Genomic DNA, 25,559 nt, shown 5'->3' with positions numbered 1-25,559 from the left:
GGGGCGCATGGTACGTGAACTGCCAAAATCCGCCGGGGGTATCTTCGGCTATTTCACCCGGCATCCCACGCTGGCGAACCTGCTGCTGGTGATCCTGCTGGCCTCGGGCCTTCTGGCCGTGCCGAACATGCGGGCGCAGTTCTTTCCGGACGTGATCGTGGACGAGATCGACGTGTCGGTGTCCTGGGACGGCGCCGGCGCCGAGGACATCGACGCCGCCATCGTGCAGCTTCTGGAACCGGCGCTGCTGGCGGTCGAGGGGGTCGAATCCTCCCGCTCCAACTCGCGCGAGGGCCGCGCCAGCATCGAGCTGGAGTTCGAGCCGGGCTGGGACATCGCCCGGGCCGCGGACGATGTGCAGCAGGCGGTGGACGGGATCACAGGACTGCCCGACGACGCCGACGAACCGAGCGTCAGCCGTGGCGGCTGGCGCGACCGCGTGACCGACGTGGTGATCACCGGGCCGGTGGGTGTCGACCAGCTTGCCCGGTTCGCGGACGAATTCACCGTGCGCCTGTTCGCCGAAGGCGTGACGCGCACGACGATCCAGGGCGTCGCCGCGCCGCAGATCCTGGTGGAAGTGCCCTCGACCAGCCTCATCGCGCATGACGTCACCATGCAGGAGATCGCCGAGGCTATCGCGGCGGAGGTGGACGCCGATCCGGCAGGCGACGTGGCGGGGGCGGGCGCACGTGTCCGCACCGGGATCGAGAAACGCTCTGCCGACGACATCGCCGCCATTGCCCTGCGCTCCAACCCGAACGGGTCCAAGCTGACCATCGGCGACGTGGCGCAGCTGCGCGAGGAAGGCGTAGACCGTCAGCGCAGCTATTTCGTCGGCCCCAACCCGGCGATCACGGTGCGGGTCGACCGGTCCGACCGGGGCGACGCCATCGGCATCCAGGAGCAGGTCGAGGAGGTCGCCGCGGCCTACCAGTCCACGCTGCCCGAAGGCGTGACCATCGAACTGATCCGCACCCGGTCAGAGGCGATCACCGGGCGGCTCAACATCCTGATGGACAACGCCTCCATGGGGCTCCTGCTGGTGGTGGCGCTGCTGTTCCTGTTCCTGAACACGCGCACGGCCTTCTGGGTAGCGGCGGGGATCCCCACGTCGCTGCTGGCGGCAATTGCGCTGATGTACGTGGGCGGGCTGACGATCAACATGATCTCGCTCTTCGCGCTGATCATCACCCTGGGCATCGTGGTCGACGATGCCATCGTGGTGGGGGAACACGCCGATCATTTGTCCCGGCAGGGCTTCGGCCCCTACGAGGCGGCGGAACGGTCGGCCTCCCGCATGGCGCTGCCGGTGTTCTCCGCGACGCTGACCACGGTCATCGCCTTCTTCGGGCTGACGGCCATCGGCGGCACGTTCGGAGAGATGATCGCCGACATCCCCTTTACCGTCATCACGGTGTTGCTGGCCTCGTTGGTGGAGTGTTTCCTGATCCTGCCGAACCACATGGCCCACGCGTTGAAGCCCCGCGTCGCGACCGGGTTCCGCGCGTGGCGCGCGGCGGCGGGTTTCGTCGGAGAGGTGATCGTCGGCACGCTGGCGGTCGGGCTGATCCTGCTGGCGATCCTGTCGCTGCCGGGCGCCGCCAACGGTGTTTGGGGCACCATGGGCGAGACGCCGGGTTGGATCGCCGGCCTGCATGAAAGCGCCGTCGCGTTGCGCGGCACGATCCTTGGCCGGCCGCTGTGGATCGGCGCGCTTCTGGTTGCGCTGGTCGCCGCGGCGCTGGGGCTCCGGCTGATCCGGATGGACGGGGCACGGCGCCGGGCAGCACTGAACGATCTGTCGGACATGGGCATCGACAGCGCCAGCCGTGTGGTCAACCGGGGCTTCCGGCAGGTCCGGGAACGCGGCTTCCGCCCCTTGATGGCGGTGGTCATCCGGGCGCGCTACGTGGTGCTTGCAACCGCGACGCTGGTGCTGGCAACGCAGGCGGTGCTGTTCATCAGCGGCGACGTGCAGTGGCGCTTCTTCAACTCGCCGGAACGCGGATCGATCAGCGGCAACTTCGCCATGGCGCCGGGCGCCACGCGCGAGGATACGCTGGCGCAAATGCGGCTGTTGCAGAAGACGACGGAGGAGCTTGGCCGCGAATACGAGGAACGCTACGGCCGCAACCCGCTGGACTATGTCATGGCAGAGATCGGCGGCGGCTCCGGACGCGGGTTGTCGAGCGCGGACACCAAGGACGCCGACCAGCTTGGCGGCATTTCCATCGAGCTGATCGAGGCGGACGCGCGGCCCTATTCCTCCTTCGCCTTTGTCGGAGAGTTGCAGGAACGGGTCGAGAAGCATCCGCTGGTCGAGGAAATCTCGTTCCGCGGCTGGCGCTCCGGCCCCGGCGGCGATGCGCTCGACGTGAAGTTCATCGGCTCCGATTCCGAGACGCTGAAAGCCGCCGCCGAGGATCTGAAGGCCGCCGTCGCCGCCTTCCCCGAAGTGTCGGCGGTGGAGGACAACCTCGCCTACGACAAGGAGGAGCTGATCCTCGACCTGACGCCGCAGGGCCAGGCGCTTGGCTTCGACATCGACGGGCTGGGCCGCGTGCTGCGCAACCGGCTGGGCGGGATAGAGGCGGCAAGCTACCCGGTGGGACCGCGCTCTGCCGAAATCCGCGTGGAACTGCCGGAGGGCGAGCTGACGGCGGACTTCCTCGAACGGATGATGCTGCGCACGCCCGAAGGTGCCTACGTGCCGCTGGCCGACATCGTGCGGGTGGAGCGGCGGACGGGCTTTTCGACCGTGCGGCGCGAGAACGGCATCCGGCAGATTTCCGTCAACGGCGACATTTCCGAGGACGATCCAGCCCGCGCGACGGAGATCATGACCGCGCTGGAAGAGGTCATCCTGCCGCGCATCGCCAACACCCGGCAGGTGGATTACGACATCTCCGGGCTGTCAGAGCAGGAGGACGAGTTCCTCGCCGATGCGGAGCTGGGGCTGGCGATGGTGTTGCTGGGCATCTACCTCGTGCTGTCCTGGGTCTTTGCCAGCTGGACGCGTCCCTTGGTGGTCATGGCGATCATCCCCTTCGGACTGGTTGGGGCGGTCTATGGCCACTGGCTGTGGGACGTGCCGCTGAGCATGTTCACGGTGGTGGGCCTCTTGGGCATGACCGGGATCATCATCAACGATTCCATCGTGCTGGTGACGCAGATCGACGAATACGCCCGCGACCGTGGCCTGATCCCGGCGATCATCGACGGCGCAGCGGACCGTCTGCGCGCAGTCTTCCTGACTTCGGCCACGACGGTGCTGGGCCTGGCGCCGCTGCTCTACGAACGCTCGGCCGATGCGCAGTTCCTGAAGCCCACGGTGATCACGCTGGTCTACGGGCTGGGCTTCGGCATGGTGCTGGTGCTGCTGGTCGTACCCTCGCTGGTGGCCGTACAGCACGACGTGTCGGTCGCCTGGTCGGCGCTGAAGCGCGGCTGGCGCTTCCGCAGCGGGCCGGTACGCGGACTGCTGGTCGGCGGGACGCTGGCGGTGGTGGCCTGGCTGGGGCTGACGCTGGGCATGGTGGCCTTTGCCGGCGGCATGCCCGCGGCACTGGCACCGTTCGGCGACCCGGCGTCGAAGGGGACGGCGCTCGCGGTCTTCCTGATCGGAGCGGCGGTGCTGGTGCTGGCCCTCTGGCTGGCGGCGGCGCTGGCGGTCCTGATGCGGCGCGGGCCGGTGAAGGCAGGCGGCGCATAGCCCCGCCCTACATCGGGTCGCTACAAGCAACAACGGCGGCATCATGGAATGCCGCCGGGCTGGCCTTGCGTCTTGGGTGTGGACTGAACGGCCGCGTCAGTCGCAGCCGCGGACTTCGACCGGCATCCGGCCGCCCAGCACGGTCAGCACCATCTCGGAGCGGTCCAGCGCAAAGGCGGCGCGGGACAGGTGGGTCACGCGCGTCTCTGCCACCAGTTGGCCGCCGCGCAGCGATGTCTGCGGCTCTGCCACCCACAGTTCCGGATCGGCGAATTCGATCACCGTTTCCTCGTTGCCGGTGGCGCCGGGCAGGGTGAGGGCGACGTTCAGCCCGATGCCCTTGGGCGTGGCCGAGACCGTGCAGGTGACGGAGGTCACGCCCGCATCGCCGCGACCGAAGGGCACGTCGGCCATCGCAGCGGCGATCCGCGGATCGGGCTTGCGGGAACCGGCGGGCAGAGTGGCCGAAACCTTCAGCCGCTGGGGCAGGCAGACGTCCTTGCAGATGCCGATCTCGATGGTGCCGTTGAGCTGCGCGTCCTTGCCGGCATTGCGGAGCGAGACGCGCAGCGGCAACACGACCTCGTCATGATAGCCGACGGAGCGCATCCCAGACTGCCAGAACACCTGCGGGCTGGGCCACGATACGGTCACGGCACGGGTGTTCTGAGCGCCCTGCCAGTCGAAGCTGGGCGGGATGCCCGCATCGCCGGGGCTGCGCCAGTAGGTCTTCCACCCGGGGGCCAGCCGCAGGTGCAGCGCCGCGATATGGTCGCCATTGGGCAGGCGCCAGCCGGGAAGGATCGTGGCGTCGAGCATGCCGTCGTAGCGCTCTGCCCGGGCAGGCGCGGGCAGGATCAGCGAAGCGGCCAGAACCGGGGCCAGAAAGGCGCGCAGAATTTTCTTCATGCGGACAGGGATGCTATGGACGTCGCCAAAAGGGAAGTCACCTTGAAGTGAGAGCCCCGAGAGGGGTGGCGGCGAGGCCACGTTCTTGCGCATGGCCCGGGCCTGTCGCATGGTGGGGAGAAAGCCGACCGCGCCAGAACGTCGGCTGCAGGACTTGAAGGTGGGCATGGCGGAAAACAGTGACATTGCGACGACGAACCTGACGGGGCATCTGCTGATCGCGATGCCGGGCATGGCCGATCCGAGGTTCGATCTGAGCGTGGTCTTCATTTGCGACCATTCCGACGAGGGCGCGATGGGCCTGATCGTCAACAAGCCTACGCCGGACATCGACATGTCGGCCCTGTTGTCCCAGCTGTCGATCGAGAATCCGGCGGGGCTGGACGGCACCAAGGTGCGCTATGGCGGGCCGGTGGAGATGGGCCGCGGCTTCGTGCTGCATTCGCCCGACTACACCTCGGTGGTGACGACGCTGGACGTGACGCCGGATCTGAAGATGACCGCGACGCTCGACGTGCTCGAGGACCTGGGCCAGGGCCAGGGGCCGGAGCGGTGGCTTATGATGCTGGGCTATGCCGGCTGGGGGCCGGGCCAGCTGGAGAACGAGATCGCCGAGAACGCCTGGCTGGTCGGCCCGTCGTCCGCCGATCTGATCTTCGACCTGACCGACGGGCAGAAGTGGGAGGCGGCGCTGGAAAGCATCGGCGTCTCGCCGCTCCTGCTGTCGAGCGAGGGCGGGCGGGCCTGAAGGACCGGGAGGCGGCGATGCCGATGCCATGGACCTATCGCCACGCCGAAAAGGAATGGCGGGCCATCCTCGACGATCTGAAAGAGCACATGGGCCTTGAGTCCGACAACATGGCCTACACCGCGCTGGATGGTGTGCTGCAGGTGTTCCGCCGCCGCCTGACAGCCCAGCAGGGGCTGGATTTCGCCTCTGTCCTGCCCTGCGTGGTGCGGGCGGTGTTCGTGGCGGGCTGGCAGGTGGAGGAGACGCCTCCGCCCTTTGGACCCCGGGCCGGGCTTGTCCGTGAGGCACAGGCGGTGCGGCGCCATCACAACCTGACCCCCGACAATGCCATCGAGGCCGTCGCGCGCGCCATCCGTCCACACGTGAATCCGGCGGACTTCGCAAGGGTGTTGCAACGCCTGCCAGAGGGCGCCGCGGCGTTCTGGGAGGTGCCGGGGGTGCCGGAGGCCGACCTCAGGCCAAGGATTTACTGAATACTGGCAGGGGCGGCGTGAAACCCCGCCCTACCCAGCGCAGCCGACAGTTGCTTCGCGCCGCGCCGGATCAGCGGTCGGCGGCGGCTCGGCTGAGGCGGTCGTTGATCGCCACGCCCAGACCCAGATGCGGGATCGGCGAGATGGCGATGACCTTCGGCGCCTTGGCGTCGAGCTGGTGCAGGTATTCGAAGAGGTTTGCCGCCGCCTCCGTCAGGTCGCCGGACGGCGAAAGGTTCAGGTCCGCCTCCACATCTCCGAACCCGAGGCTGGCCTCGCCCGGTTCGAATTCGATGGCGTTCAGCCGCACGGCGGCGCGTGGCGCGTAATGCGACTTGGTCTGGCCGGGAGCGGATATTGTGTCCGAGCCGTGCCGTTCCGCGATCCGGCGTCCCAGAACATGGCCAAGCGCCTCGCGTGTGATTCCGCCGGGCCGGAGCAGCGTCGGACGGCCCGCCAGCCCGAGGATCGTCGATTCCAGCCCGACCTTGCACGGCCCGCCGTCGAGGATCGCATCCACCCGGTCGCCGAGGCTGGCCGCGACATGCTCGGCCCGCGTGGGACTGATCTGGCCGGAGACGTTGGCCGACGGCGCCGCCACCGGCACCCCCGCCGCGCGCAAGAGGTCGCGTGCCACGGGCGCCGCAGGCATGCGCACCGCGATGGTGTCGAGCCCGGCGGTCACCAGCTTCGACACCCGTGCGCCTTCGCGGAGCGGCAGGACGAGCGTCAGCGGGCCGGGCCAGAAGCTCTGGGCAATGGCCTCCGCCTCTTCGGACCACTCCACCATCGCCTTCAGCGCGTCGAGGTCGGCGAAATGGACGATCAGCGGGTTGAAGCTGGGACGTCCCTTGGCAGCATAGATCGCGGCCACGGCATGATCGTCGCGGGCGTCCGCACCGAGCCCGTAGACGGTCTCGGTCGGGAAGGCCACGAGCCGTCCGTCACGCAGCAGGGAGGCTGCGCGGGCGAGGCCGGTGGGGTCGGGGAGAAGTCGCTCTGTCATGCGGCCCGGTTTTGACGTGGCGTTTCTGTTGCCGCCACTCTCAGCGGTCATACGCTTGTTATACGGGTCCGCTTGCTACTAGAGAGATGTGGGCTTGCCAAGCCGGAGGGGCAATTAGATGACGTATCGCGCGCCATTGGGCGATTTTTCTCGCATTCTGAAACATGTGGTCGGCTATGAACGGGTCTCGGCCACGGAACGGTTCGCCGACGCCTCGCTTGAAACCGTCGAAGCGGTGCTCTCGGAAGCGGCGAAGATGTGCGAAGAGGTCATGGCGCCGCTGCAACGCAACGGCGACCTCGATCCGGCGCGGCTGGAGAACGGCGTGGTGCGTACGTCGGAGGGCTTTGCCGAAGGGTACCGGGCCATAGCCGAAGGCGGCTGGATCGCGGCCTCGGCCGAAGAAGCGTCGGGCGGGATGGGGCTGCCGCTGACGGTCACCACCTGCGTCAACGACATGATGTCGGGCGCCTGCCTTGCGCTGCAACTGAACCCGCTGATGACCCAGGGCCAGATCGAGGCGCTTGAGAACCACGCCTCGGACGAGCTGAAGGCGCTCTACCTGCCGAAGCTGGTCACCGGCGAGTGGGCGGGCACCATGAACCTGACGGAGCCGCAGGCCGGGTCCGACGTGGGGGCGCTGTCGACGAAGGCTGTGCCGAACGGCGACGGGACCTACGCCATCACCGGCCAGAAGATCTATATCTCGTGGGGCGACAACGACTTCACCGGAAACGTCTGCCACCTCGTGTTGGGGCGGTTGCCGGACGCGGTGCCGGGGACCAAGGGCATTTCGCTGTTCCTCGTTCCGAAGTTCCTGCCGGACGAGAACGGCGAACCGGGCGCGCGCAACGACCTGCGGGTGGTTTCGCTGGAGCACAAGATGGGGCTGCACGGCTCTCCGACCTGCGTGATGTCCTACGAGGGGGCAACCGGCTGGCTTGTCGGTGAGGAAAACGACGGCATGCGCGCCATGTTCACCATGATGAACAACGCGCGGCTCGGCGTGGGCGTGCAGGGCATCGGTGTGGCCGAAGGCGCCTACCAGCACGCGGTGGCCTATGCCGAAGAGCGCAAGCAGGGCCGGTCGGAGACCGGGACCATCCTCGGCCACGCCGACGTGCGCCGCATGCTGGCCGAGATGAAGGCCGACATCTTCGCCGCCCGGTCCATCGGGCTGATGCTGGCCGTGGCGCTCGACATGGCGCGGGCCACCGGGGACAAGGGCTGGGCCGCGCGCGCGGGCGTGCTGACGCCCATCGCCAAGGCCTTCGGCACTGACGTCGGGATTGAGGTCGCGTCGAAGGGTGTGCAGGTGCACGGCGGCATGGGTTACATCGAGGAAACCGGCGCCGCCCAGTACCTGCGCGACGTGCGCGTGACGGCAATCTACGAAGGCACCAACGGCATCCAGGCGATGGACCTCGTGGGCCGCAAGCTGATGGACGGCGGAGAGGCGGTCTTTGCCCTTATCGATTCCATGCAGAGCTACATCGAGGGCGTGAAGAGCGACATCCCCGAACTGGCCGAAGCCGCGTGGCAGGCGTCGGAGAATCTGCGCGACGCGACGGAGGCGCTGCTGGCAATGGACATGACGGACCGATTCGCCGGTGCCGTGCCCTACCTCAGGGCGTTTGCGCGGGTGCTGGGCGCCACCGCCCACCTGCGCGCCGCCTGTGCGGAGCGCGACAGCGCCACCGAACGGCTGGCCCGGTTCTACATCCTGCGCATGCTGCCCGAGCACGCGTCGCTCTGCGCGCAGGCGCGGGCGGGTGCCCTGGTCCCGGCAGAGGACTTCGCGGCATGATGGACGGCAGCCCGGGACACATCCGTTTTCCCTTCGACACCCCGCCCGCCGCGGGCGAGGCCATCGAGGTGGCCGAGGGCGTGCTGTGGATGCGTCTGCCGCTGCCGATGAAGCTGGACCACGTCAACGTCTACGCGCTGGACGACGACGCGTCGTGGACGATCGTCGACACCGGCATGAACTCCTCGAAGACGCGCGGCATCTGGGAGAGCCTGCTGGCCGGGCCCCTGGCGGGAAAGCCTGTGGGCCGGGTGCTGGTCACCCACCACCACCCCGACCACATCGGGCTGGCCGGATGGTTCCAGGAGCAGGGGGCAGAGCTTCTGACCTCGCGCACCGCATGGCTGCTGGCCCGGATGCTGCAACTCGACCCTAACGACACGCCGCCGCCCGAGGTGGTGGCCTACTGGCGCGCCGCGGGGATGGGCGACGAGATCATCGCGTCCCGAATGGACGAGCCGCCCTACATGTTCCGCCGCACCGTCTGGCCGTTGCCCTTCGGGGTCCAGCGGCTGAAACAGGGCGACACGCTGCGCGCGGGCGGACGGGACTGGGCAGTCCATACCGGCGGCGGTCATGCGCCGGAGCATGTCACGCTCTGGGAAACGGGCGGATCTCTGGTCATCGCCGGGGACCAGATCCTGCCGTCGATCTCGCCCAACCTCGGGGTCTACGCCACAGAGCCCGAGGCGGATCCGGTGGCCGACTGGCTCGACGCCTGCGAACGCCTGTCGGTGCTGGCGCGCGAGGATCACCTTGTCCTCGGCGGGCACAAGCTGCCGTTTCACGGTCTGCCGGCGCGGATGGGGCAACTGATCTCGAACCACCACGGGGCGCTGGAAAGGCTGGAGGATTTCCTGTCGGAGCCCGCCACCGCCGCGGGCTGTTTCCAGCCGCTCTTCATGCGCCGGATCGGTGCGGGCGAATACGGGCTGGCGCTGGTGGAGGCGATGGCGCATTGCCTGCACCTCTGGCACACCGGGCGCGCCACGCGCGAGGTGACAGAGGACGGGCGCTGGCTGTTCCGGAGGGTTTCGCCGAACTGACGCGCGACGACCCGCTTTCGGCCGTGGCAGGGGGCTTTGCCCCCCGGACCCCCCAAGCTATCCTCAACCGGACGACTGAAGGAGTGCGGGCCGCGATGCGGCCCCGAGGAGGACCCATGGACGACCGGATCGCGACCGCGGCCGAAGCGCACGAAAACGCGGCCATGCCGCAGCGGCGCGAGGTGCACACCGAGGAAGAGACCCCTGAGAATGCCAACGAACTGCCGGAGGCGGTGCGCAACACGCCGGTCGAACAGAAAAGCCCGGCCCGCTGGGCCTATGAGCGGCTGATCCTCTACATCAAGGCCTTCGAGGAGCGGCTCGATTCGGAGCAGGAAGTGGCCATGGGCTTCACCGGCGGCGATGCGGGCGTGCTGCGGATCGAGGGCATGGGATACTTCGACCCGGATGTGGTGACCTTCTACGGCAGCGACCCGGCAGGCGGGCGCATGCAGCTTATCCAGCACGTCACGCAGCTGAACGTGGCGCTCAGGGCGCTTCCCAAGGCCGAGAAACGCGCGGCGCCGCGACGGATCGGTTTCCGCCTCGTGCGCGATCTCGACACCTGAGCGAGGGCGCGACATTTGCGCCTTATTGGCGCGGTGACAGGGGCGAAAATATCCGCTATTCCCCTGCTTCGAAACGTGAACACCCCAAGGACAGGACAAATGGCAGAGCACAAGCACGGCAGCATGGACATCACCACGCAGGAAGAAACCTTCAACGGCTTCGTGAAGTTCACCGTCCGCACGCTGTACGTGATCCTCGCGATCGTGATCTTCCTCGCGATCTTCCGGACCTGATACCTCCACGCAACGTCGGTATTTCAAGCGCTTGACGTCACTTGAATGTGAGTTGGGCCTCGTGCATTCGTGCGTCAGAACGTGCGCGAACAGATCGGGTGGTATGCTGATGAAGATGACGGAACTGACCGGGCGGGGATTCCGCGCCTGCCTCGCGCTGGTGGCGCTCCTGACCGTGGCGGCCTGCGGCGCCGGGCAGATGTCCGGCCCGAACGCAACGCCGGAAGAGGCGGCAGCAGCCGCCTACCGCTCGCCGCTGCCGCCGTCGATTACGCTTTATACGATGATCAACAACCGGACGAACGGCGGGGCGCACACCTCGATCATGATCAATGCGCCCAGCCAGCGCGTCGTCTTCGACCCCGCGGGCTCTGTCCGCTTCCAGTCCGTGCCGGAAATCGACGACGTGTTGTACGGTATCACGCCCGACGTCGAACAGGCCTATGAAAGCGCGCACGCACGGTCGACCTACCGCGTTAAGATCCAGCAGAAGCAGGTTCCGCCTGAAGTGGCGGAGCGCGCCCTGCGGCTGGTGCAGGCGAACGGGCCGGTTTCGGCCGCGGCCTGCACGTCGGCCACTTCGGGCATCCTGCGCCAGTTGCCGGGGTTCGAGACGCTTCCCTCCGTCCTGTTCCCGACCAAGCTGATGGAAGCCTTCGCGGAACTGCCGGGCGTCACCACGCGCGAGCTTCGCGAGGACGACGAGGACGACAAGGACCTTGCCGTGAAGCGGATCGAGCTGGACTGGCAGCAGACTAAGAACCCGTAAGGTCGTCAGACCAGCCCGGGCAGGTAGGAGCCGCCGACCATCACGGCGGCCCCGGTGAACAGCGCAGCATACAGGTTGCGCGTCCATCCCCCGACCAGCAGCGCCAGCACGGCGGCGGTCAGCCTGAGAGGATCTGTCTGGCCTCCCGTCGCGGCGGGCCAGACGACCAGCGGGGCGACAAGCGCGGGGATCACCGCCACGGCGGTATAGCGCAGGTGCCGCAGCAGCCATTCCGGCAGCTCGCGATCCCCGATCAGTCCCAGGAACACGAATCGCAGCCCGAACGACCCGAGGCCAAGCAGCACGATCACGATCCAGAGCGTGGTGCGGTCGATCTCTCCGGCGGTCATCGCGTCTCTCCCGTGGTCATCGCGTCTTCGGTCGTTTCCTCCCGCGCGCGCAGGGACTGGCGGCGTTCGACCTCCGCCCCGGCCATCATGCCCAGCACAGCCCCGCAGATCAGGCCCAGGTTCCAGGGCATGAAGGCAAAGAGCAGCGCCCCGGTTCCGCCGACCAGCGCCGCGATGCGGTGCGCCCCGGTGCGCATGGCGGGGCCAAGCATGGCGATGAAGGCGATGGGCAGCGCGAAATCCAGCCCCAGTTCCGGCGGCACCGCCGCGCCGATCCATGCGCCCAGAAGGGTGAATGCGTACCAGGGCGGGCAGATCGGCATGGCCACACCCATGAAATACGCGAACTTCTGGGCCAGCGTCTGATCGGGGCGCTTCTCGTATTCGATCGCCGCCGCGGTGTAGGTCTGGTCCACGAGGAAATAGGCCGCCACGATCCGCTTGCCCAGCGGCAGCGCGCCGAGGTGCGGCGTGATGGAGGCGGAGTACATCGCCATCCGCAGGTTCACCGCCAGCGCAGAGGCCAGCACCACCACCGTCGGTGCGTTCTCCGTCATCAGTTGCAGCGCGGTGAACTGTGCGGCCCCAGCGATGACCACGACCGAAAAGCTGAGCGTTTCGAACACGTTCAGCCCGGCCTCCGTCGCCAGAACGCCGAACAGCATGCCGAAGGGGCCGACCACGAACAGGAACGGCAGTCCGTCGCGGAATCCGCGCCAGAAGCTTGACATCGGGGGGGCGTCAGCCATGGTCTGAACCTCTCGAAACAGGCACAGCGGTAGCGGGGAGACAGGGCAGATGCAATCCGATGACGGCGAATACCTGATTGCCCCGAACCCGGGCGACGCGCGGCTGACACGCGCCGTCACGGGCGTCGATCACACCGGCCAGCCGGTCGAAGCGCGCGTGGTCGAGGAGCGGCCCCTGACGATCTACCTCAACGGGCAGGAGATCGTCACCGCCATGACCATCGGCGACTACCCGGAATACCTGGCGCTGGGGTTCCTGCGCAATCAGGGCATGCTGGGGACCGAAGAGACGGTCACACGTGTCGATTACGACGAGGAGCTTGAGGTCGTGGTGGTGCGCACCGCCTCCCAGACGACCTACGAGGAGAAGGTGAAGAAGAAGACCCGGACCTCCGGCTGCGCCGTGGGCACCGTCTTCGGCGACATGATGGAGGGACTGCAGGGGCTGACCCTGCCCGCGGCCGAGGTCAGGACCTCGTGGCTCTACGCGTTGTCCAAGAAGATCAACACCACGCCGTCGCTTTACCTCGAATCCGGCGCGATCCATGGCACGGTGCTGTGCCAGCAGGACCGCCCGCTGGTCTACATGGAAGACGTCGGGCGCCACAACGCGGTCGACAAGATCGCGGGCTGGATGCTGTCCGAGCGCGTCTCCGGCGCGGACAAGATCCTTTACACCACGGGGCGGCTGACCTCGGAAATGGTCATCAAGTGCGCGTTGATGGGCATACCCGTGCTGGCCTCGCGCTCGGGCTTCACCGCGTGGGGCGTGGAGATCGCGCGGGAGACCGGCCTCACCTGCATCGGACGGCTGCGCGGGCGGCGGTTCCTGTGCCTGTCCGGCGAAGAGCGGCTGACACGGGACGCAGACCCGGACAGTATCGACGATGAGGATCGCAAGCACCGCCGCAAGAGCGCGGAGGCCTGAACGGTCAGGACGAAGGGCCTTGCGACCCGGCTTGGTCGCAGGCACCACGGGAACAGGCATCTTGGAAGGATTGGGCATGAAGGCACCTGTAGGGGTGATCCTGGCGGGCGGTCAGGCGACGCGGATGGGCGGCGGCGACAAGGGTTTGCTGACGCTTGGCGACCGGACGCTTCTGGCCCATGTGGTCGAACGGATCGCGCCGCAGGTGGCGGACCTGTGCCTCAACGCCAATGGCGATGCCGCCCGTTTCGGTGCCTACGGCCTGCCGGTCGTCGCCGACAGCCTGCCGGGTTTCCCGGGGCCGCTCGCCGGTGTGCTGGCCGGGCTCGATTGGGCCGCCGCGCAGGGGTCCGACACGCTTGTCAGCGTCGCGGCCGACACGCCGTTCCTGCCCTGCGACCTTGTCCCGCGCCTGTTGCTGACCGCCGAGGGGCAGGACCGCCCGCTGGTACTGGCCGCGACCGAGGGCGATACGGAAACGCGTTCGGCCAAGGGGCGGCTGATCCGTCACCCGACCTTCGGCCTCTGGCCCGTGGCGCTGCGCGACGACCTGCGTGCCGCCCTTGAGGGCGGGCTGAAGAAGGTCGTGCTCTGGACCGAAAGGCACGGCGGGCGCGAAGCTGTCTTCCCGGACGAACGCGCCTTCTTCAATGTGAACACGCCGGAAGACCTGGCGCAGGCGGAGGCGATGCTGTGAAGCTGTACGGGATCACGGGCTGGAAGAATTCCGGCAAGACAGGACTGGTCGAACGCCTCGTGGCCGAGATCGCCGGGCGCGGCTATTCGGTCAGCACGATCAAGCACGCGCACCACAGTTTCGACGTGGACCATCCCGGTCGCGATTCCTATCGCCACCGGGAGGCGGGCGCCTCCGAAGTCATCCTCGCGTCGCGCAAGCGCGTGGCCCAGATGACGGAACTGCGCGGCGCGCCCGAGCCAGACCTGGACGATCTGCTGGCGCGGCTGAGGCCCGTCGACCTGGTTCTGGTGGAGGGTTACAAGCGCGCGCGGCATCCAAAGCTGGAATGCCACCGGGTCGAGACGGGCAAGGGCCTGATCGTGTCGGAGGACGACACCATCCGCGCCGTTGCCTCGGACACCTCCATGTCGCTGCACGTTCCTGTCTTCAACCTCGACGACACAATCCGCATCGCGGATTTCATTCTGGGTGAAGTCGGGCTGGACTAGTCTTTCAGCGCAGGGTGCAGGCGGCGGTCCACCAGTGCGGGTGTGCCTGTAGCATCTGCGCCGCCGCGGCATCTGCTGCGGGCCGGTCGTCGAACAACGCAAAGCAGGTCGCGCCGGAGCCGGACATGCGCGCCAGCCGAGCGCCGGCTAGCGCGGCCAGCGCCGCCAGCACGTCGCCGATCACCGGCTGCAGCGCGATGGCGGGATCCTGCAGGTCGTTGCGCTGTGCGCGGAGCCAGTCGAGCGCGGCGGCTTGGCCGCCGCCCTCCGGCATCTCCGACATGGGTGGGTTGTCTTTGCGCGACAGGGCCTTGAAAACGGCCGGAGTTGGGACCTCCACCCCCGGATTGACGAGGACGGCATACATCGGCGCCATGAAGAGCGGCAGCACGTGGTCGCCGATCCCGTTCATCCGGGCGGCATGTCCCACCATGCAGACCGGCACATCCGCGCCGAGCGCCACCGGATCGACCGGGGCAGGGCGGCCGTAAAGCTCCTCCATCGCCCGCAGCACCGCCGCCGCGTCCGACGATCCGCCGCCGATCCCTGCTGCCGCCGGCAGGTGCTTGTCGAGCGTGATCGCGACGGCGCAACCAAAGGCTTCCGCCGCCTTCCAGCACAGGTTCCGCGGGTCGGTGGGCACCCCTGGCGCGCGCGGCCCGGTGACCTCCAGCGACATCTCGGGCGCGTCGGACAGGCGCAGCGTGTCGCCCACATCGGCGAACATCACGAGGCTGTCGAGCAGGTGGTAGCCGTCATCCCGCTGCCCTGTCACGTGCAGCGCGAGGTTGATCTTCGCCGGAGCGAAGGCGGCGACCTGACGTCCGTTCATCGGAATAGCCCGCTGCGCTACGGAAGGTTCAGTCCGACACCTCGGCGCGCTCCAGCGGCGGCGCGCCTTCTTCGGCAAGGACCTGATCCAGACCGACTGCCAGCTTGCGCTTGATGCGCTCCGGATCGGCCTCTGCGGCGGCGTCTTCCCAGTCGACGAAGGACAGGGCGCGCTTCCACATGAATTCGGCCTCACGTTCGCGCCCGACGGCCCAGTAGACGTCGCCCAGGTGATCGTTGACCACCGGGTCGATGGGCATCAGTTCGGCGGCGCGTTCCATGTGCGGCACGGCTTCGTCGTAGCGGCCAAGGCGGTAGAGCACCCAGCCGAGGCTGTCGACGATGTAACCGGAGTTCGGGCGGGCCGCGACGGCGCGCTCGATCATGTTCAGCGCCTCGTCCAGCTTGCGTTGCTGTTCCACCAGCGAATAGCCGAGGTAGTTGAGCACCTGCGGCTGCTCCGGGTTCAGGTCCAGCGCCTTGCGGAAATCGGCCTCTGCCTCCTCCCACTTTTCCTGACGCTCGTAGCTGATCGCGCGGGCGTAGTAGAGGAACCACAGCCGTTCGGATTCCTCCTCGTACAGCGACAGCGCTTTCGTGTAGGCGGCGACGGCATCTTCGTAGCGCTGTTCCTGCCGGAAGATGTCGCCGAGCGTGGTGTGCACCACGGGCAGGTCCGGCTTCTGTTCGGCCAGTGTCTCAAGGACGGAAATCGCCTGATCGGTCTTGTCCTGATCGCGCAGCGCCTCTGCCTCGCCCAGCACGGCGGCGTGGCGCGAGGGATCGTCCGTCGGGACCTCCTCGAACACCTGCTCCGCCAGTTCGTATTGGCCCATGCCGGACAGCAGTTCGCCGGCAAGCAGGATTGCGTCGACATGATCGGGGCGCAGGTATTCGGCCATGCGCACATAAAGCAGCGTCAGCTCGTCGCTGCCTTCGTTGGAGAGGGCGCCGGCTAGGGTATAGAACACCTCCGCGATCCCCTCCTTCGGGGTGAGGACATGCGTGAAGGGAAGCTTTTCGCCGGTCGCCAGCGCGTCGCGCATCTGCTGCAGCGCGGGGTCCAGGTCGGCGCCGAAGTTCTCGTCCAGCATGGCAACCGCGGCTTCCGAGCGGCCAAGCTGGGACATCACCTCTGCCCGGGCCATGACGCCGCGGCGGGTCGAAGCCATGCCGTTCGCCTCTTCCTCGTCGAAGATCGCGGCGGCGCTTTCGAAATCGCCCACCGAGGCGAGGGCCAGCGCCTTGTGATAGGACGCGAAGGGGCCGAGGCCGGGCATCTTGGCGACGTTGTCGAATTCGACGAGGGCCGCGCTCATGTCGCCGGCGCCAAGCTGTGCCCAGGCCTTCACGAGACCGTCTGCCAAGGGGCCGATGCCGCGCTTGTCGTCGATGGACTGGATGACGTTGGCGAAGGTTTCGCTGTCCACGGCGGTGGTCAGGGCGGCCATCTGGGCGATCTGGCTTTCGTGCCCGCCCTCCGCCATGCGTTCCGCCAGCAGCGCCGCCTTGCCGAAGTTGCCCAGCGACATCTCCGCCAGGATGGCGCGTTCCATCAGTTCCGCGCGCCCGGGATCGAAGGCCAGCGCGCGTTCGTAGTAGTGTGCGGCCGAGGCGAAGTCGCCGAGGAAGCTGGCCTGACGTGCGGCGAGGTAATCCCCGGCGATGCCGTTTGCGCTGGCCGCCGTTGCCGTTGCGGCCAGTGCCATAATGCCTGCACGGATGCGCTTTGCCCAAAGGTCCAAGGTGCCGGTCTCCCCTTCATTTTCGTTCCCGAGAGCCTAGAGCGACGGGGCGGGCAAGGCAATGAGAACACCGCTCACGAAGCGGCGAGAGGCCCTGCTGCCGTGGGGCTTCGCCTAAAGCAGGCTCAGATCGCGGTACTGGCGCAAGTTCTGCAGCTGGGCGGCATCCAGCGGGTGGTCGAAGGAAAGGGCGACACCCCGTGGTCCCACGCGCACGACGCGGGCCGGCACCGGCTGGCGCATCGCCATCAGCCGGACCCGGGAGCCCACGGCAAGGGGCAGCCGCCCCTCCGCGAAGGCGCCGGTTTCGGACACGTTGACGATGGTGGCGGCAAAGTCGCCGTCATCGGTACACAACTCGAAGCCCCAGGCACTCGGCCAGCGGTCTGCACGTTTCCTTATCATCGCACTGTCCCCGATTGGCATTTCGGGGACAGTGGCAAATCGGGATTTACACGAGGTTAAGCCGCGACGGCCCAAGGCTCACATGTTCGGGTAATTCGGCCCGTCGCCACCCTGCGGCACCGTCCAGTTGATGTTCTGGGCGGGGTCCTTGATGTCGCAGGTCTTGCAGTGCACGCAGTTCTGGAAGTTGATGACGAACTGCTTCTCGCCGTCCTTCTCGACGAACTCGTAGACGCCCGCCGGGCAATACCGCTGCGACGGCCCCGCGTAGGTCTCGAGGTTTTTCAGCGGCACGGACGGGTCCTTCAGCTTCAGGTGCGCGGGCTGGCTCTCCTCGTGGTTGGTGAACGAGAAGGAGACGTTGGTCAGCCGGTCGAAGGACAGCTTTCCGTCGGGCTTGGGATACTCGATCGGCGTGTAGTCGGCAGCCTTGCCGGTCGCTTCCGCGTCGGACTTGCCGTGGCCCAGCGTGCCGAAGAACGAGAAGCCGAACAGGCTGTTGGTCCACATGTCGAGCCCGCCAAGCGCCAGCGACGGGGTCAGGCCCCACTTCGACCACATCGGCTTTACGTTGCGCACCGGCTTCAGATCCTTGCCGATGGCGCCGTCGCGGACCTCCGTCTCGTAGTCGGTCAGCTCGTCGCCCGCGCGGTCGGCCTTGATCGCGGCATAGGCTGCCTCGGCCGCGGCCTTGCCCGAAAGCATGGCGTTGTGGTTGCCCTTGATGCGCGGCACGTTGACCATGCCGACAGAGCAGCCCAGCAGCGCCACGCCGGGCGCGACCATCTTGGGCATCGACTGGTAGCCGCCTTCGGAGATCGCCCGCGCGCCGTAGGCCACGCGCTTGCCGCCTGCCAGCAGCTCGGCCACCATCGGGTGATGCTTGAACCGCTGGAATTCCATGTAGGGATACAGGTGCGGGTTCTTGTAGTTCAGGTGCACCACGAAGCCGACATAGACTTGGTTGTTGTCGAGGTGGTAGATGAACGAACCGCCCCCGGCGTTCGACCCGAGCGGCCAGCCCATCGTGTGGGTGACGGTGCCCTCGCGGTGCTTGGCCGGGTCGATCTCCCAGATTTCCTTCATGCCAAGGCCGAACTTCTGCGGCTCCTTGCCCTTCGAGAGGTCGTACTTCGCAATCACCTCTTTCGAGAGCGAGCCGCGCACGCCCTCGGCCAAAAAGACGTACTTGCCGTGCAGCTCCATCCCCGGTTCGGTGTTCGGCCCGTAGGAGCCGTCCGCCTCCAGCCCGAAGACCCCGGCGACGACACCCTTCACCTCGCCGTTGTCCCCGTAGACGAGTTCCGAGCACGCCATGCCCGGGAATATCTCGACGCCCAGTTCCTCGGCCTGCTCCGCCATCCAGCGGCAAACGTTGCCCATCGACACGATGTACTTGCCGTGGTTGTCCATCAGCGAGGGCATCGGCCAGTTGGGGATGCGGACCTTGCCCTCTTCGCCCAGGATGTAGAAGTTGTCCTTCTTCACCGGCACGGTGATCGGCGCGCCCTTGTCCTTCCAGTCGGGGATCAGCGCATCGAGCCCGCAGGTGTCCAGAACCGCACCCGACAGGATGTGTGCGCCAACCTCTGAGCCCTTCTCCAGCAGGACGACCGACAGCTCCGGGTCGAGCTGCTTGAGGCGGATCGCGGCGGACAGGCCCGCGGGGCCACCTCCAACAATCACCACGTCGTATTCCATCGCTTCGCGCTCGATCTCGCTCATGTCGCTCCCTCCAGAGACGTCCCGACGACACGCACGAGGCGGCCGGGTAATAAAATTCCAAAATTCCTAGCGCGGCGTTGCGGCATCCGTCAATGCGCGCGCAGCGTCACGAGGCCGCAGCCATGTCGTTCCTGCGATGCAGGCAGCGGGCCGGCTGGCCCGCGACAAGCGATATCCAAGGGAATGAGAGTGCAGGGGGCCACGACCCTGGCCAGTGGCCCCCGGAAGATCAGAAGACGAGGTCGTCGAAGCCGAGCTCGGACGCCGAAACGCCCTTGAACAGCGCCATGTCGTAGCCCTCGACATTGACCAATGCCCCGTCCGCCGTGTCGGTGATATAGATCGCACTGCCCCAGAGGTCGGTCAGGTTGATCTTGTCGACGCCATCCTGGAAGTCCTCGACGATGTCGAAGCCGCTTTCCTGAGCAAAGACAAAGACATCCGCGCCCTCTCCACCGACCAGCGTATCATCGCCGTAGCCGCCGAACAGGGTGTCGTTGCCGCCTTCGCCCTTGATCCAGTCACCCCCGGCCCCGCCTTCGATCAGATCGTGCCCGGCTTCGCCATCCATCGTGTCGTTGCCGTCCTCGCCCTTCATCCAGTCGTCGCCCTCGCCGCCAAGGATGAGGTCGTTGCCGGATTCGCCGTCCATGGTGTCGTTGTCGAGACCGCCTTCGAGCGTGTCGCTACCTTCACCACCCAGCAGCAGGTCGCTGCCCTGTTCACCCTTCATCCAGTCATCGCCGAGACCGCCTTCCACGGTGTCGTTCCCGGTCTCCCCGTCCATGGTGTCGTTGCCGTCCTCGCCCTTCATCCAGTCGTCGCCCTCGCCGCCAAGCATCAGGTCGTCGCCGGATTCTCCATCCATGGTGTCGTTGTCGAGACCGCCTTCGAGCGTGTCGTTGCCCTCACCGCCGAGCAGCAGGTCGCGGCCTTCTTCGCCCTTGATCCAGTCGTTGCCGAGACCGCCCTCGACGGTATCGTTCCCGGACTCTCCGTCCATGGTGTCGTTGCCGTCCTCGCCTGTCATCCAGTCGTCGCCCTCGCCGCCAAGCATGAGGTCGTCGCCGGATTCGCCGTCCATGGTGTCGTTGTCGAGGCCGCCTTCGAGCGTGTCGTTGCCTTCACCGCCAAGCAGCAGGTCGCGGCCCTCTTCGCCCTTGAGCCAGTCGTCGCCGAGGTCGCCCCACAGCACGTCGTCACCGGCTTCGCCGTCGATCGTGTCGTTGCCGTCTAGACCGTGAAAGGTGTCGTTGCCCTCGAGAAGAGCGATGACATCGCCCAGAATTGTCCCATTCAGATTGTCGTCGCCGTTTGTCGGCATCCGTAGTCCCTCGCAGTATTGAAAAAGCGTCCTGGTTCCTGTTGAACGTCCGGACCGCCAAGCCGGGTATCACCGTTGGAATTTACCCTCTATGGTGGATTTACGTTCAGGATTTTTGCGCTGGCCACAAGAGGGCCAACAAACTGCCCGAGTCCAGAAGTTTGTTTCGTCAATCCTGATAATCGAAGCAGAAACCCGCCCAACCTCGGGGCGTGCGCCTGCCGAATCGATACCGCCACAGCGGTGCCCGTCAGGGCTGGACAGCACGCGCAGCCCCGCCGTTCCGCGAAAACATGCTGGCAACCGCGGCCCGGACACTTTACATCGTGGCCGACGGCGACAACACTCGCACCCGACGCTTCTCTCAGCAAAGAAGATCTTAAATGGACAAGATCCTGATCACCCGCGCGGGCTTCACCGCGCTCGAAACAGAATTGAAACAGCTCAAGTCCGTGGAGCGCCCGGCCATCATTCAGGCTATCTCGGAGGCGCGCGAACTCGGCGACCTCAAGGAGAATGCCGAGTACCATTCCGCGCGCGAAAAGCAGGGATTCATCGAGGGCCGGATCAAGGAACTCGAGAGCGTGATCGGTCTGGCCGAGGTCATCGACCCGGCCTCGCTTTCCGGCTCCATCAAGTTCGGCGCCACCGTGACCGTGGTCGATGAGGACACCGACGAAGAGAAGACATGGCAGATCGTGGGCGAACACGAGGCCTCGATCGAGAAGGGTCTTTTGAACGTCAAATCGCCCATCGCCCGTGCCCTGATCGGCAAGGAAGAAGGCGACAGCGTCGAAGTGCGCACGCCCGGGGGCGAAAAGTCTTACGAGATCCTTTCGGTCTCCTACAAGTAAGCGGGCCAGATGGCGGAACCAAAGGAAGCCCGTCCGACGCTGCCCGGCCTCTACAGCCGGGGCGAGGCGGCGGGCATCACCGCGGTCGAGATCACGGCGCTTGTGCTGTCGGTGATCTGGCTGATCGTGGCCTCGTCCTATTTCCTGACCGGCGGCGACACCGGCGCCGAGGGCCTGCGGTTCCTGCAGGTCCTGATGGCGATCGTGCTGCCCGTGGCGATGATCTGGGTGGCGGCGATGGCGATCCGCGCCGCCAAGGTCATGCGCACGGAAAGCGCCCGGCTTCAGGCGGCCATCGATGCGCTGCGTCAGGCCTATGTCGCGCAGTCGCAGGCCGGGAAGGGCCAGCAGCCGCACCCGGCGGTGCTGAAGCGGCTCGACGAATTGGGTGGCGGCGTGCGCAATCTGGAAACCACGCTGGCCATGCTGGGCGGTATCCGGCAGGCCGATCCCATGGCGCTGCAGTCGCCGTCCGATCAGGCAGAGGACAACCAGCCGACGCTCTCGCTGGGCACGCCCGCCGAGGCGATGCAGCCGCCGCTGTCGAACGAGGACCTGATCCGCGCGCTGCATTTTCCCGAGACCGCCGAGGACGAGGCGGGCTTTGCCGCGCTGCGCCGTGCCCTGCGCGACCGGTCCGCGGCCAAGCTGATCCAGGCCGCTCAAGACGTGCTGACCCTGATGAGCCAGGACGGCATTTACATGGACGATCTGCGCCCGGACATGGCGCGCCCCGAGGTCTGGCGCGCCTTTGCCCGCGGTGACCGGGGCCGCACCATCGCCCCGCTGGGCGGCGTGCACGACCGCTCTTCGCTGGCACTTACGGCTGCGCGGATGCGTGAGGACACGATCTTCCGCGACGCGGCGCATCACTTCCTGCGGCGCTACGACCAGATGTTCGCCAATGTCGAACCGGGCTTCTCGGACGAGGATATCTCGGCCTTCGCCTCGACGCGGACATCGCGCGCCTTCATGCTGCTGGGACGGGTCGCCGGGACCTTCGACTGATCCTAAGGGGCGGGCCGCGCTACAGCCCGAAACTGCCGAAAGGGATGAACCGCACGAGGTCGCCCGGTTCGATATCCCGGGCGCCGTCCTCCAACTCCACCAGACCCTCTGCCCAGCTCAGGCCCGACACACGCCCCGATCCTTCCGAGGCGAAAACCTCTGCCCGGCCCTCGCGGACGCGGGCGCGCAGGTATTCACGGCGGCCCGGTTTCTTGCGTTTCGTGAAGGCGGCGGGCACGTCGAACCCCACCGGCGCCTGCCAGCCCGCCCCGGCCAAGAGCCCCATGGCGGGACGTGCGAAGACCAGCGTGCAGACGAAGGCCGCAACAGGGTTGCCCGGAAGGCCGAACACCGGCACCCCCTGCCACATGCCAAGCGCCAGCGGCCGCCCGGGTTTCAGAGCGATGCGCCACTCCGCCAGGGCGCCCGTCTCGCGCAGGAGGGCAGAGACATGATCCTCGTCGCCCGCCGATGCACCGCCGGAGGTCAGGATGGCGTCCACCGCGCCCACCGCCCCGTCAAGCCGCGCGCGCAGGGCGTTGCGGTCGTCGCGCACGTGGCCGAGGTCGATGGCCTCGTACCCGAAGCGCGCCGCCATGCTCAGCAGCATCGGGCGGTTGGCGTCGAAAATCTGGCCCGGCGCGGCCGTCCTGCCCGGCTCCACGACCTCGTCGCCGGTCGACAGCACGCCGACCCGCAGGCGCGAGAAGACCGGCAGCGCACCGTGGCCCACGGCGGCAGTCAGTGCCAGATCGGCGGGCGTCAGGACGCGGCCTGCCGACAGGGCGGTGACACCTTCGGCCACGTCCTCGCCTGCCTTGCGGGTGTTTGCGCCGCGCTTCACCGGTCCGCGGAAGGCGATCTCACCCTCTCCGACAGCGCAATCCTCGTCCAGCACCACGGTGTCCACGCCCTCCGGCAGTGCCGCGCCGGTCAGGACGCGCACGGCGGCACCTCCGGGCACGCGGCCCGTAAAAGGCGCCCCGGCGGCAGAGCGTCCCTCCACCAGCGGCAGGACCACGTCGCCCTCGCCGACCGCGCCAGCAGAAAAACCGTAACCATCGACGGCGGTGTTGGCCTCTGGCGGGTTGGACCGGCGCGCCACGATGTCCTCTGCCAGCACCCGGCCCGCGCCATCCCCAAGCGGAACGTCCTCTCGCGCGACGACCGGCGACAGCCTTTGCCGCAGCATGCTCAGCGCCGCGTCCACCGGGGTCCAGTCCACGCCCGGGGGCAGGGCGAAGCAGTCGTTGCGCAAGGGGGGCGGTTTCAGCGGCATATGTCCTGCAACTCCTCTTCGAAGCCAAGCCCGAGGATCCAGCCTTCCTCGGTCCGGGCGTCCGGCACCTCTACGGCCAGCATCGCCTCCAGCCTGTCGGGGTTCAACCGGCCAATGCCGTGCGCCAGCAGATCGACCTGCACCGCGTCGCGGATGCCCTCTGTCGTCCGCACCACCGGCTCGATCAGCCCGGGCCAGACTTCGGTGAAGACGACGGGGGCGTCCACCGGCTCGAACGGCCAGACGGAGACCGGAAAGCGCTGCCTCAGCCGTGCGAGGACCGGGAGGCCCATCAGCACCTGCGATCCGACCGAACCCGCGCCAGCCAGTTGCCAGACGGTGAAGGTGCCGCGCGACCGGGTTTCGCAAACCCGCCTGTCGTCGAACGGATTTGCATAGCCGGCTTTGGTCCGCGCCAGTCCCGGCACGTCGCGCTTCAGCCCGTTGCCCCAGAACGGACCGGGGGTGCCAAGCGACAGGTTGATCCCTCCGGCCAGGTCGAAGCGGTTGTTGGCGCGTGGCGTGTCCTCGATCCGCGCTTCCAGCCAGTCCCAGAGGTCGAGAACGCCGCCACCGCAGATGGCCTGCGCCATGCCGACCGGATAGCCGAAGGGGAAGTCGAACCCGACCATGAGCCGTGCGCCTGCGGCTAGCGCATCGGTAATCCGCTTTGACAGCAGGTCCTCGGCGGTCTGGCGGTTGCGGCAATAGACCGGCGCGCGGCCGGTCTCGCCGATCCAGATCGCGTCACGTGTGGGGCGGGGGCCGCGGTCGTTGCCGCCGGACCAGTCGACCATCATCACTCGGTCGAACATCACCGGACCCGGCCCGGCGTCACGCGCAGGGACACCTCAGCTGACCCGCGACACCACGTAGTCGCTGAGGTCGATCAGCAGGTCGCGCAGGTCGCTGGCGGGCAGGGTCTGCATCGCGGTCTTCGCCCGCTCGGCCCAGGCGAGGGCCTCCTGCCGGGTCTCCTCGAGCGCGCCATGGCGGTCGAGCAGGCGCAGGGCCTCCTCCAGATCGCCGTCGCGCTGGTCGCCCTTCTCGATGACCCGCTTCCAGAACGCCTTTTCCGTGTCGTCCGCCCTGGCGAAGGCCTTGATCAGCGGCAGCGTCAGCTTGCGTTCGCGGAAGTCGTCGCCGACGTTCTTGCCGGTCGCGTCGCCGCCCCAGTAGTCCAGCAGGTCGTCGACGATCTGGAAGGCGATCCCCAGCGCATCGCCGTAGTCGAACAACGCTCGCACGTCCTCTTCGGGCCGTCCGGCGATCACGCCGCCCACCTCGGTCGCGGCGGAGAACAGCGCCGCCGTCTTGCCGCGCACCACCTGCAGGTAGATGTGTTCGGTGGTCGACAGGTCCTGCGCGGCGGTCAGCTGCAGGACCTCGCCCTCTGCGATGGTCGCCGCCGCGTCCGACAGGATGCGCAGGACACGCAGGTTGCCCGTCTCCGTCATCAACTGGAAGGAGCGCGCAAAGAGGTAGTCGCCCACCAGAACCGACGACTTGTTGTCCCACAAAAGGTTCGCCGTGGGCCGGCCCCGGCGCCGTTCGCTTTCGTCCACCACGTCGTCGTGCAGCAGTGTCGCTGTGTGGATGAACTCCACCGTCGCGGCGAGGTGCACGTGATAGGGGCCGTCGTAACCGCAGAGCTTGGCCGAGGCGAGGGTCAGCATGGGCCGCAACCGTTTGCCGCCGGCCTCCACGAGGTGCGCCGTCACCTCCGGGATCCGGGGGGCATGCCGGGAGGCCATCCGTTCCCGGATCAGGTCGTTCACGGCCGCCATTTCGGTCGCCAGATCAGCGGCGAGGCGTTCGTGCGGTTTCATGCGTGGCTGATCCAACATCGCGCTCCTGTCCAAGGCTCGACAATTGCCGGGCCCTGTCCTTAAAT

Annotated in this window: 25 protein-coding genes; 13 read left to right on the top strand and 12 right to left on the bottom strand. The window is 67.4% G+C overall.

The window, feature by feature from the left end; all coding sequences use genetic code 11:
- Positions 1-7 precede the first annotated feature (7 nt).
- Positions 8-3,715, top strand: a complete 3,708-nt coding sequence (locus tag ACU0DV_RS11190; RefSeq protein ID WP_446242720.1) for an efflux RND transporter permease subunit — start codon at positions 8-10, stop codon at positions 3,713-3,715.
- 96 nt (positions 3,716-3,811) lie between these two features.
- Here the strand turns inward: ACU0DV_RS11190 and ACU0DV_RS11185 are convergent, their stop codons facing one another.
- Positions 3,812-4,624, bottom strand: coding sequence for a protein-disulfide reductase DsbD domain-containing protein (locus tag ACU0DV_RS11185; protein WP_100930954.1), 813 nt, complete (start codon positions 4,622-4,624; stop codon positions 3,812-3,814).
- A 166-nt stretch (positions 4,625-4,790) separates the two neighbouring features.
- Between ACU0DV_RS11185 and ACU0DV_RS11180 the strand changes: the two genes are divergently transcribed.
- On the top strand, positions 4,791-5,372 hold the full coding sequence (locus ACU0DV_RS11180; protein WP_283981265.1) for a YqgE/AlgH family protein: 582 nt from the start codon (positions 4,791-4,793) through the stop codon (positions 5,370-5,372).
- A 17-nt stretch (positions 5,373-5,389) separates the two neighbouring features.
- Positions 5,390-5,848 (top strand): DUF2267 domain-containing protein, encoded by a 459-nt coding sequence (locus tag ACU0DV_RS11175; RefSeq protein WP_446242721.1) that lies wholly within the window; start codon positions 5,390-5,392, stop codon positions 5,846-5,848.
- A gap of 70 nt (positions 5,849-5,918) precedes the next feature.
- Here ACU0DV_RS11175 and ACU0DV_RS11170 read toward each other — a convergent pair whose 3' ends face one another.
- Positions 5,919-6,854 carry an L-threonylcarbamoyladenylate synthase gene (locus ACU0DV_RS11170; RefSeq protein ID WP_283981263.1) on the bottom strand — a complete coding sequence of 312 codons (936 nt, stop codon included), beginning with the start codon at positions 6,852-6,854 and terminating at the stop codon, positions 5,919-5,921.
- Positions 6,855-6,972: 118 nt separating this feature from the next.
- Between ACU0DV_RS11170 and ACU0DV_RS11165 the strand changes: the two genes are divergently transcribed.
- The 5 genes from ACU0DV_RS11165 (at position 6,973) to ACU0DV_RS11145 (ending at position 11,279) form a co-directional block, all read left to right on the top strand.
- Complete coding sequence (locus ACU0DV_RS11165) at positions 6,973-8,661, top strand: acyl-CoA dehydrogenase (protein WP_446242722.1); 1,689 nt, start codon at positions 6,973-6,975, stop codon at positions 8,659-8,661.
- Complete coding sequence (locus tag ACU0DV_RS11160) at positions 8,658-9,707, top strand: MBL fold metallo-hydrolase (RefSeq protein WP_446242723.1); 1,050 nt, start codon at positions 8,658-8,660, stop codon at positions 9,705-9,707. The genes ACU0DV_RS11165 and ACU0DV_RS11160 overlap by 4 nt, the downstream gene beginning before the upstream one ends.
- A 116-nt stretch (positions 9,708-9,823) precedes the next feature.
- Complete coding sequence (locus ACU0DV_RS11155; protein WP_446242724.1) at positions 9,824-10,276, top strand: hypothetical protein; 453 nt, start codon at positions 9,824-9,826, stop codon at positions 10,274-10,276.
- Between the two features lie 99 nt (positions 10,277-10,375).
- The gene (locus tag ACU0DV_RS11150) at positions 10,376-10,510 is read left to right on the top strand and encodes an aa3-type cytochrome c oxidase subunit IV (RefSeq protein WP_100929167.1); all 135 of its coding nucleotides are present in this window, start codon (positions 10,376-10,378) and stop codon (positions 10,508-10,510) included.
- 109 nt (positions 10,511-10,619) lie between these two features.
- Positions 10,620-11,279 carry a hypothetical protein gene (locus tag ACU0DV_RS11145; RefSeq protein ID WP_100930955.1) on the top strand — a complete coding sequence of 220 codons (660 nt, stop codon included), beginning with the start codon at positions 10,620-10,622 and terminating at the stop codon, positions 11,277-11,279.
- A 5-nt stretch (positions 11,280-11,284) separates the two neighbouring features.
- Here the strand turns inward: ACU0DV_RS11145 and ACU0DV_RS11140 are convergent, their stop codons facing one another.
- Both ACU0DV_RS11140 and ACU0DV_RS11135 read right to left on the bottom strand, forming a co-directional pair.
- The gene (locus ACU0DV_RS11140; protein WP_100929168.1) at positions 11,285-11,629 is read right to left on the bottom strand and encodes an AzlD domain-containing protein; all 345 of its coding nucleotides are present in this window, start codon (positions 11,627-11,629) and stop codon (positions 11,285-11,287) included.
- The gene (locus ACU0DV_RS11135) at positions 11,626-12,378 is read right to left on the bottom strand and encodes an AzlC family ABC transporter permease (RefSeq protein WP_283981259.1); all 753 of its coding nucleotides are present in this window, start codon (positions 12,376-12,378) and stop codon (positions 11,626-11,628) included. The genes ACU0DV_RS11140 and ACU0DV_RS11135 overlap by 4 nt, the downstream gene beginning before the upstream one ends.
- 49 nt (positions 12,379-12,427) lie before the next feature.
- On the opposite strand from ACU0DV_RS11135, the gene ACU0DV_RS11130 reads away from it, so the two are divergent.
- From ACU0DV_RS11130 to mobB, 3 genes are all read left to right on the top strand, one after another.
- Entirely contained in the window at positions 12,428-13,306 is an 879-nt protein-coding gene (locus tag ACU0DV_RS11130) for a formate dehydrogenase accessory sulfurtransferase FdhD (RefSeq protein ID WP_446242725.1), read from the top strand.
- A gap of 76 nt (positions 13,307-13,382) precedes the next feature.
- Positions 13,383-14,003: a molybdenum cofactor guanylyltransferase MobA gene (mobA, locus tag ACU0DV_RS11125; protein ID WP_446242726.1), complete on the top strand. Its 621-nt coding sequence runs from the start codon at positions 13,383-13,385 to the stop codon at positions 14,001-14,003.
- A complete protein-coding gene (gene mobB / locus ACU0DV_RS11120) occupies positions 14,000-14,494 on the top strand; it encodes a molybdopterin-guanine dinucleotide biosynthesis protein B (RefSeq protein ID WP_446242727.1) in 495 nt (164 codons plus the stop codon). Before mobA ends, mobB begins: the two co-directional genes overlap by 4 nt.
- A gap of 4 nt (positions 14,495-14,498) precedes the next feature.
- On the opposite strand, the gene ACU0DV_RS11115 is transcribed toward mobB, so the two are convergent.
- The 5 genes from ACU0DV_RS11115 to ACU0DV_RS11095 all read right to left on the bottom strand — a co-directional run bounded on the left by ACU0DV_RS11115 (position 14,499) and on the right by ACU0DV_RS11095 (position 20,524).
- Positions 14,499-15,326 carry a 4-(cytidine 5'-diphospho)-2-C-methyl-D-erythritol kinase gene (locus ACU0DV_RS11115; RefSeq protein WP_446242728.1) on the bottom strand — a complete coding sequence of 276 codons (828 nt, stop codon included), beginning with the start codon at positions 15,324-15,326 and terminating at the stop codon, positions 14,499-14,501.
- Positions 15,327-15,354: 28 nt separating this feature from the next.
- A complete protein-coding gene (locus ACU0DV_RS11110) occupies positions 15,355-17,034 on the bottom strand; it encodes a tetratricopeptide repeat protein (RefSeq protein ID WP_446242729.1) in 1,680 nt (559 codons plus the stop codon).
- Positions 17,035-17,184: 150 nt separating this feature from the next.
- Positions 17,185-17,475, bottom strand: a complete 291-nt coding sequence (locus tag ACU0DV_RS11105) for a PilZ domain-containing protein (protein WP_157814987.1) — start codon at positions 17,473-17,475, stop codon at positions 17,185-17,187.
- 78 nt (positions 17,476-17,553) lie between these two features.
- Positions 17,554-19,200 carry an electron transfer flavoprotein-ubiquinone oxidoreductase gene (locus ACU0DV_RS11100; protein WP_100929176.1) on the bottom strand — a complete coding sequence of 549 codons (1,647 nt, stop codon included), beginning with the start codon at positions 19,198-19,200 and terminating at the stop codon, positions 17,554-17,556.
- Positions 19,201-19,429: 229 nt separating this feature from the next.
- Positions 19,430-20,524 (bottom strand): calcium-binding protein, encoded by a 1,095-nt coding sequence (locus ACU0DV_RS11095; RefSeq protein ID WP_446242730.1) that lies wholly within the window; start codon positions 20,522-20,524, stop codon positions 19,430-19,432.
- 383 nt (positions 20,525-20,907) lie between these two features.
- On the opposite strand from ACU0DV_RS11095, the gene greA reads away from it, so the two are divergent.
- Both greA and ACU0DV_RS11085 read left to right on the top strand, forming a co-directional pair.
- Positions 20,908-21,378, top strand: coding sequence for a transcription elongation factor GreA (gene greA, locus ACU0DV_RS11090; RefSeq protein ID WP_100929178.1), 471 nt, complete (start codon positions 20,908-20,910; stop codon positions 21,376-21,378).
- A 9-nt stretch (positions 21,379-21,387) separates the two neighbouring features.
- A complete protein-coding gene (locus ACU0DV_RS11085; protein WP_446242731.1) occupies positions 21,388-22,386 on the top strand; it encodes a hypothetical protein in 999 nt (332 codons plus the stop codon).
- A 19-nt stretch (positions 22,387-22,405) separates the two neighbouring features.
- Here ACU0DV_RS11085 and ACU0DV_RS11080 read toward each other — a convergent pair whose 3' ends face one another.
- The 3 genes from ACU0DV_RS11080 to ACU0DV_RS11070 are packed head-to-tail and all read right to left on the bottom strand — an operon-like array spanning position 22,406 to position 25,512.
- Positions 22,406-23,665 (bottom strand): molybdopterin-binding protein, encoded by a 1,260-nt coding sequence (locus tag ACU0DV_RS11080; RefSeq protein WP_446242732.1) that lies wholly within the window; start codon positions 23,663-23,665, stop codon positions 22,406-22,408.
- Positions 23,656-24,480: a molybdopterin guanine dinucleotide synthesis gene (locus ACU0DV_RS11075; RefSeq protein ID WP_446242733.1), complete on the bottom strand. Its 825-nt coding sequence runs from the start codon at positions 24,478-24,480 to the stop codon at positions 23,656-23,658. Before ACU0DV_RS11075 ends, ACU0DV_RS11080 begins: the two co-directional genes overlap by 10 nt.
- A 36-nt stretch (positions 24,481-24,516) precedes the next feature.
- Entirely contained in the window at positions 24,517-25,512 is a 996-nt protein-coding gene (locus ACU0DV_RS11070; RefSeq protein WP_446242734.1) for a polyprenyl synthetase family protein, read from the bottom strand.
- Positions 25,513-25,559 lie beyond the last annotated feature (47 nt).

This window comes from Sagittula sp., assembly GCF_052825245.1.
This window is presented reverse-complemented; position numbering and strand designations above follow the sequence as displayed.

What these genes read in the sequence shown, in the direction of transcription:
- ACU0DV_RS11190 (WP_446242720.1), top strand. Translation starts at nt 8, where the DNA reads ATGGTACGTGAACTGCCAAAATCCGCCGGGGGTATCTTCGGCTATTTC.
- ACU0DV_RS11185 (WP_100930954.1), bottom strand. Translation starts at nt 4,624, where the DNA reads ATGAAGAAAATTCTGCGCGCCTTTCTGGCCCCGGTTCTGGCCGCTTCG.
- ACU0DV_RS11180 (WP_283981265.1), top strand. Translation starts at nt 4,791, where the DNA reads ATGGCGGAAAACAGTGACATTGCGACGACGAACCTGACGGGGCATCTG.
- ACU0DV_RS11175 (WP_446242721.1), top strand. Translation starts at nt 5,390, where the DNA reads ATGCCGATGCCATGGACCTATCGCCACGCCGAAAAGGAATGGCGGGCC.
- ACU0DV_RS11170 (WP_283981263.1), bottom strand. Translation starts at nt 6,854, where the DNA reads ATGACAGAGCGACTTCTCCCCGACCCCACCGGCCTCGCCCGCGCAGCC.
- ACU0DV_RS11165 (WP_446242722.1), top strand. Translation starts at nt 6,973, where the DNA reads ATGACGTATCGCGCGCCATTGGGCGATTTTTCTCGCATTCTGAAACAT.
- ACU0DV_RS11160 (WP_446242723.1), top strand. Translation starts at nt 8,658, where the DNA reads ATGATGGACGGCAGCCCGGGACACATCCGTTTTCCCTTCGACACCCCG.
- ACU0DV_RS11155 (WP_446242724.1), top strand. Translation starts at nt 9,824, where the DNA reads ATGGACGACCGGATCGCGACCGCGGCCGAAGCGCACGAAAACGCGGCC.
- ACU0DV_RS11150 (WP_100929167.1), top strand. Translation starts at nt 10,376, where the DNA reads ATGGCAGAGCACAAGCACGGCAGCATGGACATCACCACGCAGGAAGAA.
- ACU0DV_RS11145 (WP_100930955.1), top strand. Translation starts at nt 10,620, where the DNA reads ATGAAGATGACGGAACTGACCGGGCGGGGATTCCGCGCCTGCCTCGCG.
- ACU0DV_RS11140 (WP_100929168.1), bottom strand. Translation starts at nt 11,629, where the DNA reads ATGACCGCCGGAGAGATCGACCGCACCACGCTCTGGATCGTGATCGTG.
- ACU0DV_RS11135 (WP_283981259.1), bottom strand. Translation starts at nt 12,378, where the DNA reads ATGGCTGACGCCCCCCCGATGTCAAGCTTCTGGCGCGGATTCCGCGAC.
- ACU0DV_RS11130 (WP_446242725.1), top strand. Translation starts at nt 12,428, where the DNA reads ATGCAATCCGATGACGGCGAATACCTGATTGCCCCGAACCCGGGCGAC.
- mobA (WP_446242726.1), top strand. Translation starts at nt 13,383, where the DNA reads ATGAAGGCACCTGTAGGGGTGATCCTGGCGGGCGGTCAGGCGACGCGG.
- ACU0DV_RS11115 (WP_446242728.1), bottom strand. Translation starts at nt 15,326, where the DNA reads ATGAACGGACGTCAGGTCGCCGCCTTCGCTCCGGCGAAGATCAACCTC.
- ACU0DV_RS11110 (WP_446242729.1), bottom strand. Translation starts at nt 17,034, where the DNA reads ATGGCACTGGCCGCAACGGCAACGGCGGCCAGCGCAAACGGCATCGCC.
- ACU0DV_RS11105 (WP_157814987.1), bottom strand. Translation starts at nt 17,475, where the DNA reads ATGATAAGGAAACGTGCAGACCGCTGGCCGAGTGCCTGGGGCTTCGAG.
- ACU0DV_RS11100 (WP_100929176.1), bottom strand. Translation starts at nt 19,200, where the DNA reads ATGAGCGAGATCGAGCGCGAAGCGATGGAATACGACGTGGTGATTGTT.
- ACU0DV_RS11095 (WP_446242730.1), bottom strand. Translation starts at nt 20,524, where the DNA reads ATGCCGACAAACGGCGACGACAATCTGAATGGGACAATTCTGGGCGAT.
- greA (WP_100929178.1), top strand. Translation starts at nt 20,908, where the DNA reads ATGGACAAGATCCTGATCACCCGCGCGGGCTTCACCGCGCTCGAAACA.
- ACU0DV_RS11085 (WP_446242731.1), top strand. Translation starts at nt 21,388, where the DNA reads ATGGCGGAACCAAAGGAAGCCCGTCCGACGCTGCCCGGCCTCTACAGC.
- ACU0DV_RS11080 (WP_446242732.1), bottom strand. Translation starts at nt 23,665, where the DNA reads ATGCCGCTGAAACCGCCCCCCTTGCGCAACGACTGCTTCGCCCTGCCC.
- ACU0DV_RS11075 (WP_446242733.1), bottom strand. Translation starts at nt 24,480, where the DNA reads ATGTTCGACCGAGTGATGATGGTCGACTGGTCCGGCGGCAACGACCGC.
- ACU0DV_RS11070 (WP_446242734.1), bottom strand. Translation starts at nt 25,512, where the DNA reads ATGTTGGATCAGCCACGCATGAAACCGCACGAACGCCTCGCCGCTGAT.